Annotated in this window: 5 protein-coding genes and 5 tRNA genes; 2 read left to right on the top strand and 8 right to left on the bottom strand. The window is 45.6% G+C overall.

The genetic code is table 11. From position 1 onward, the window contains the following. Positions 1–183: 183 nt before the first annotated feature. The 7 genes from A3K86_RS10850 to murB all read right to left on the bottom strand — a co-directional run bounded on the left by A3K86_RS10850 (position 184) and on the right by murB (position 3,440). Positions 184–259 (bottom strand) — tRNA-Thr (locus A3K86_RS10850). An 11-nt stretch (positions 260–270) separates the two neighbouring features. Next, a tRNA-Gly gene (locus A3K86_RS10855) sits at positions 271–345 on the bottom strand. A 39-nt stretch (positions 346–384) separates the two neighbouring features. After that, positions 385–469 (bottom strand) — tRNA-Tyr (locus A3K86_RS10860). Positions 470–538: 69 nt separating this feature from the next. Continuing rightward, positions 539–614, bottom strand: a tRNA-Thr gene (locus tag A3K86_RS10865). 95 nt (positions 615–709) lie between these two features. Then, positions 710–1,441 (bottom strand): type III pantothenate kinase, encoded by a 732-nt coding sequence (locus tag A3K86_RS10870; RefSeq protein ID WP_068330923.1) that lies wholly within the window; start codon positions 1,439–1,441, stop codon positions 710–712. Beyond that, entirely contained in the window at positions 1,441–2,403 is a 963-nt protein-coding gene (gene birA / locus A3K86_RS10875) for a bifunctional biotin--[acetyl-CoA-carboxylase] ligase/biotin operon repressor BirA (RefSeq protein ID WP_068330927.1), read from the bottom strand. Before birA ends, A3K86_RS10870 begins: the two co-directional genes overlap by 1 nt. Next, complete coding sequence (murB, locus tag A3K86_RS10880; protein ID WP_068330924.1) at positions 2,400–3,440, bottom strand: UDP-N-acetylmuramate dehydrogenase; 1,041 nt, start codon at positions 3,438–3,440, stop codon at positions 2,400–2,402. Before murB ends, birA begins: the two co-directional genes overlap by 4 nt. 77 nt (positions 3,441–3,517) lie before the next feature. Here murB and A3K86_RS10885 point away from each other — a divergent pair, with 77 nt between their 5' ends. Continuing rightward, positions 3,518–3,967: a GNAT family N-acetyltransferase gene (locus tag A3K86_RS10885; protein ID WP_068330925.1), complete on the top strand. Its 450-nt coding sequence runs from the start codon at positions 3,518–3,520 to the stop codon at positions 3,965–3,967. A 96-nt stretch (positions 3,968–4,063) separates the two neighbouring features. Then, positions 4,064–5,413: a CDP-diacylglycerol--serine O-phosphatidyltransferase gene (pssA, locus tag A3K86_RS10890; RefSeq protein ID WP_068330926.1), complete on the top strand. Its 1,350-nt coding sequence runs from the start codon at positions 4,064–4,066 to the stop codon at positions 5,411–5,413. A 529-nt stretch (positions 5,414–5,942) separates the two neighbouring features. Here the strand turns inward: pssA and A3K86_RS10895 are convergent. After that, positions 5,943–6,019: transfer RNA gene (locus A3K86_RS10895), tRNA-Trp, on the bottom strand. Positions 6,020–6,023: the final 4 nt, after the last annotated feature.

Genomic DNA, 6,023 nt, shown 5'->3' on the forward strand with positions numbered 1-6,023 from the left:
GAGTTGTTTTACCGTGGTCAACGTGGCCGATAGTACCAACGTTAACGTGCGGTTTTACGCGTTCAAATTTTTCTTTAGACATGGATAGTCCCTCTAGGCACGGTATTGGTGGCATTACGACCACACAACCAATCATGGGTTTGTAGAGTATATATCAAATGTTCGAGAGTAACTTGGGAGGAGTGGTGCTAATAGGCAGAGTCGAACTGCCGACCTCACCCTTACCAAGGGTGCGCTCTACCAACTGAGCTATATCAGCACACAAAAGCGTGGAGCGGGCAGCGGGAATCGAACCCGCATCATCAGCTTGGAAGGCTGAGGTAATAGCCATTATACGATGCCCGCAAAACTCGTAACTCGTAGAGCTATTCAATCATTTGAAAATGGTGGAGGGAGATGGATTCGAACCATCGAAGGCAGAGCCGGCAGATTTACAATCTGCTCCCTTTGGCCACTCGGGAACCCCTCCAGGGGTGTTGCAAAAAAACTGGTGCCGACTACCGGAATCGAACTGGTGACNGGGGTGTTGCAAAAAAACTGGTGCCGACTACCGGAATCGAACTGGTGACCTACTGATTACAAGTCAGTTGCTCTACCTACTGAGCTAAGTCGGCGTAATTGCTGCGCATTCTAGAGAAAGCAGAAAAAGCTTGCAACACCTTTTCTGCATTTTTTGTGTTTTTTTTCTTGCTTGAGCAAAATTCAACCACTAACGGCATTTTGCGTACAGCGCCAGCCCTTCAAGAACCAGATCTGAGCGATGACGGTAATGTTTTGCCCATTGAGTTGGTAAATGGCGTACCCCGCCACCACACAAGACGACTTCAGGCTCACAGCCCAAACGTTCTTTCGCTTGCTTCAAACCGTATTCAATTAAACCCAGTAATGCCGCTCGACAACCGTTTTTTAATCCATCGGCCGTATTATCGGCAAACACTAACGCTTCAGTATGCTCACGGTCTGCAAACACCTTAGTAGTATTTTCCAATACCGATTTCATCATTAGCTGATAACCCGGAGCAATCCAGCCACCGAGGTGCTTGCCATCTTCCGCCATTACATCAAAAGTAAGTGCGGTGCCGATATCGACGATGACAGTCGGTTTTTTGAATTCTTGGCGAATAGCCACCAGCGTTAGCCAGCGATCAACGCCCAAATACTGATATTCAGAATATGCATTCTTGACGCCAAAATCTTTACGCAAGGTCTTCACCTGCAAAACGGGGATATTCGCCAATTGTGCAATACGCTGAATCGAGTTATCGACTTCTACTGGGCCAACACTCGCAAAAACAATCCTGTTAATTCCCTTGTCTAACAGTGGCTCTAATACCATTTCCAGTTTTCGGCTGGGATAGCGGCCTAATAGTTCAAACTCGCCAGCTTGATCTAGTTGGGCAACTTTGACATAAGTGTTGCCCGCTTCAATTAATAATTGCATTAACAACCTCTGAGGCTGATTTCACCACCGATATAAGGCGTTATACCTTGTTCGGTTTCGAGTAATAACCCACCCTGCTTATCGATACCGCGGGCGATCCCTTCGACCACACGTTCACCGATCAATAATTTCACAGGGCGATTCAAGAAATTATCGTACTCATTCCAACGAGTAATAAAGCCTTCGAGGCCACACACTTCATATTCCGTAAGGGTGGTATGTAAACGCTCAACCAAAGTCGCAGCCAATACGTTTCTTGATGGCAATGTGTCACAAGCATCAGCTAAGTTCGTCCAAGCTTGATCAATCTCACTACCTTCTTTAGTTGGCATTGCGATATTTAACCCCATGCCAATAACTAAATGAGCAGCATCACCCGCTTGCCCTGTCATTTCAGTCAGGATACCCGCCAGCTTCTTATCTTGGAAATACAGATCGTTGGGCCACTTAAGCTTAATGTCTTGTGCCCCTAATGCTGTCAGCGTATCTGCAATGGCGATACCAACAACCAAGCTTAACCCCATAGCAGCAGCCATACCGGCATCTAACCGCCAGTACATAGACAAATACAAGTTACTACCAAACGGTGATAACCACTGGCGACCACGACGGCCGCGCCCTGCTTGTTGATATTCAGCCAAGCAAACCGCGCCACTCGGCAATTGACCAACCCGATCCAACAAGTGCTGATTGGTTGAGTCAATCACTGGAATAAGACTTAAGTGAGGGCACTTTACCTGAGCCAAAATCTTATCGCAATCAAGGAGTTCTAGCTTTTCTGCTAAGCAATAGCCTTTCCCCTGAACTCGATAGATATCCAATCCCCAGGTTTGTAGGGTTTTAATATGCTTACTAATCGCAGCGCGGGAAATACCTAAAAGCTCTCCCAATACTTCACCGGAATGAAAAGTACCATCCGAGAGTTGCTGAATTAACGCAAGTCGAGTCGCATGCTCTTTCATGCCACCACCTTCGCTAAACATGTCTCTTCTTTCGCTGCCATGAAACGTACTTCATGTTCAAGTTCAACCCCAAACTGGGTATCCACGGTTTGCACGACATGCGCGGCCAATGCCGTCACATCGTTAGCAGTTGCATTGCCAGTATTGGTTAGTACTAACGCTTGTTCACGGTGAACCTGAGCACCACCAACTTGATATCCTTTCAACCCTGCTTGATCAATTAACCAGCCCGCAGCCAATTTGCATTGACTATCAGACACGGAATATGACGGCATATTGGGGTATCGCGCTAACAACGCATCACGCTCGGCGACAGAAATAATGGGATTTTTAAAGAAGCTGCCAGCGTTACCAATTTCATCAGGATTCGGTAATTTCTGTTGGCGAATCGCACAAACCGCCTCAAAAATTTCACGCGCGGTCACTGAAGCACTGTCCAATGACGCTAAAGGGCCATAGGATAAACGCGGCATCCATTGTTTATTGAGGAAAAAGCCAACCGCAATAATGGCTTTATTGCTCTTAAGAGCATGCTTAAAAATCGAATCACGATAGCCAAACTGACAATCAACGGCACTTAAACGCTGCTGTTCGCCTGTTTCTAGGTCCAATACATCAACGTATTCACACACATCTTTAAGTTCAAGACCGTAAGCACCGATATTTTGGATGGGTGATGAACCCACACAACCCGGGATCAACGCAAGGTTTTCCAGTCCAGGCATACCATTATCGACTGTCCATTCAACAAAGCGGTGCCAATCTTCACCAGCACCAACATGAAGATGGAAACCCTCATTGTCTTCCTTTACTTCAATACCCTGAATGCGGTTTAACACCACGACCCCATGGTATGGTTCAGTAAACAACATATTACTGCCCTGACCGAGCAGTAATTTAGGCAGGGCTTGATAGGCTTCATTTTGCCAAATCGACAACAAGTCATCAGCGCTGTTCGCTTCGATAATCAACTCGGCATCGACGTCGAGATGGAATGTATGAAAAGGGGCCAGAGACCGTTGAGGCAAAATATTCATGCGTCTATCAAACCATACCTTTGTATAATAATCGCCGCATTTTACCCGATTCATTCCATCAACGCAGTGTTTTCCCTATGAACAAGCTTAGTTTCCACATTTTAGAGCCCCTTCGCTTCCCGCTAATCAACCGCATTTACAAGCAATTTTATCCAGCAGGCAAAGCAAAAAAGGATGAAGTAATTTGGGTAGGAGAAGATGAAAAACAAATCATTAGCTGTGTACGTTTTAAAACAATCGAAGATACCCACCTATTAACGGGGATGTTAGTTATCCCTGAATATCGTGGTATTGGGATCAGTGAGCAGTTGTTATCTGCAACCCTTACACATATCGAAACTAAGCCTTGTTATTGCTTTGCTTTCTCTCATCTCGTCCCGCTATATCAGAAAGCACAATTCGAAGTGATTGAAACACATGAACTTCCCCATTTTCTGGCGTCTCGCATAGCCAGATACAGCGCCAGTGGCAAAGACTTAGTTCCCATGCGTTATCAAAAACCTGCGTTAAGTCAGAACAATTGTTAACAGCCTTTACCAAATGATGGCGTTTAATATTTTTCTGATATAATTGTCCCCCAAATTAACAGATTTAAATCGTATAGATCGCGAAACGAGGCGATGATGGATTCAGCAACAGTCAACCGACAGCTTATTGAGCAACTACCCTGTATTGCGCATAACCCAGAAGATCTTGAAACGCTTCTAGATGCGGGATCATTCCGTGAGCGCTTACTCAGTGAAATAGCACAAGCTAAACACCGTATTTACCTTGTAGCACTGTACCTACAAGACGATGAAGCGGGACGCAGCGTGCTACAGGCACTGTATGATGCAAAACAAGCGAACCCTGAGTTAGATGTGAAAGTCCTAGTCGACTGGCACCGTGCTCAACGAGGTTTGATTGGCGCTGCTAAATCTGATGGTAACGCGGCACTATATCGCGAGTTTGCTGAGAAGCATGAACACCAAATAGAGGTACTTGGCGTACCCGTGCGTAACCGTGAAGTCTTCGGTGTACTTCATCTGAAAGGTTTCGTGATCGATAATAGTGTGATCTACAGCGGCGCTAGCTTAAATGATATCTACCTAGCACAGCATGACCGTTACCGTTATGACCGTTACCATGTACTTCGCAACCAAAACCTGGCTGATAGCATGGCGAAGTTTATTACTGACGTTCTCGTTGATAGCGATGCAGTAAACTGCCTTAATCAAAAAGATCGCCCTGAGACCAAAAACCTCAAAGGCGCAATTCGCCAACTGCGTAGCTCACTACAGCGTGCAAGCTATGATTTTAATTCAGAAGCGATTGCTGACGATCAAGTTGGCTTAACGCCATTGGTTGGTCTTGGTAAGCGTAAAAACAAACTGAACCGCCATATCTGTACTTTGATAGCCAGCGCACAAACAGAGCTGACCATCTGTACCCCATACTTCAACTTCCCACGCACTATCAGTCGTGAAGTACGCCGTGCGATCCGCCGTGGTGTGAAAGTGACTATTGTGGTTGGTGATAAAACAGCAAATGACTTCTACATCCCACCAAGCGAGCCGTTCAAAACTATTGCAGGTCTTCCGTACCTGTATGAAGTTAACCTACGCACCTTCGCTAAGCAGAATGAAGGAGCGATTGCCCAACGTCAGCTTTCCATCCACCTCTGGAAGCACAACGATAACAGCTTCCATTTAAAAGGGATTTGGGTTGATAAGAAGTTCATGCTGATCACTGGTAACAACCTAAACCCACGCGCATGGAAGTTGGATCTAGAAAACGCCATTCTCGTTCACGACAGGAACCAACTACTTGCTGAGCAGAAACAGCAAGAGCTAGATATGATCCTCAATCACACGCTACGTATCGATAGCTATAAGTACATCGAGAAGATCGAAACTTACCCAGCCCCAGTGCGCAAGCTCATCAAACGGATCAAAACGATCAAAGCAGATCACCTGCTCAATCAAATCCTGTAAATCAGCAAAATCTCTAAAACTAGTGCTTCGGCACTGGTTTTTTTATGCCTGAGACTTAGTAAATAAGCCTCTCACAGCGACTAAACCATCAGGTAGCCGCTCGCTCAGATCCCAACTAGAGCTATCAAACTGCAAATTTTACTCGTCCATCTCCATTAAACTCATCAGGTCTTTCACGAATACTTACGCCCGTATCATTGCCGCTTAAATCGGTATCTATGCTTAGCAACAAGATTATCCCCCTAGACCCCATACACATGCATATTGCGCTTTACTATCCATAGCTCTCTTTTCACTTTTACGTGCCTCTCTATAAGGTAAATGGGCTAACCTTTAGCAACACTAATCCAATGAAATAAAGCCTTAATAGTTAAACAACATTGCGTTATAGGTCTGTATGGAGAGTTTTGAAAGGAAGTGGTTCGAATATCAGCTCAGTCAGGATGTTAGAGAAAGCAGTACTACTAGCTGTAAGACTGAAAAGCGAGAAACGAAAAAGGCTCTAGTCTTTCGACTAGAGCCTTGAAGGTGGCAGGGGTGGAGAGATTCGAACTCCCAACACGCGGATTTGGAATCCGCTGCTCTGCCAATTGGAGCTACACCCCTGTAG

It is taken from the genome of Photobacterium jeanii, assembly GCF_001650345.1.
Taxonomy (GTDB): domain Bacteria; phylum Pseudomonadota; class Gammaproteobacteria; order Enterobacterales; family Vibrionaceae; genus Photobacterium; species Photobacterium jeanii.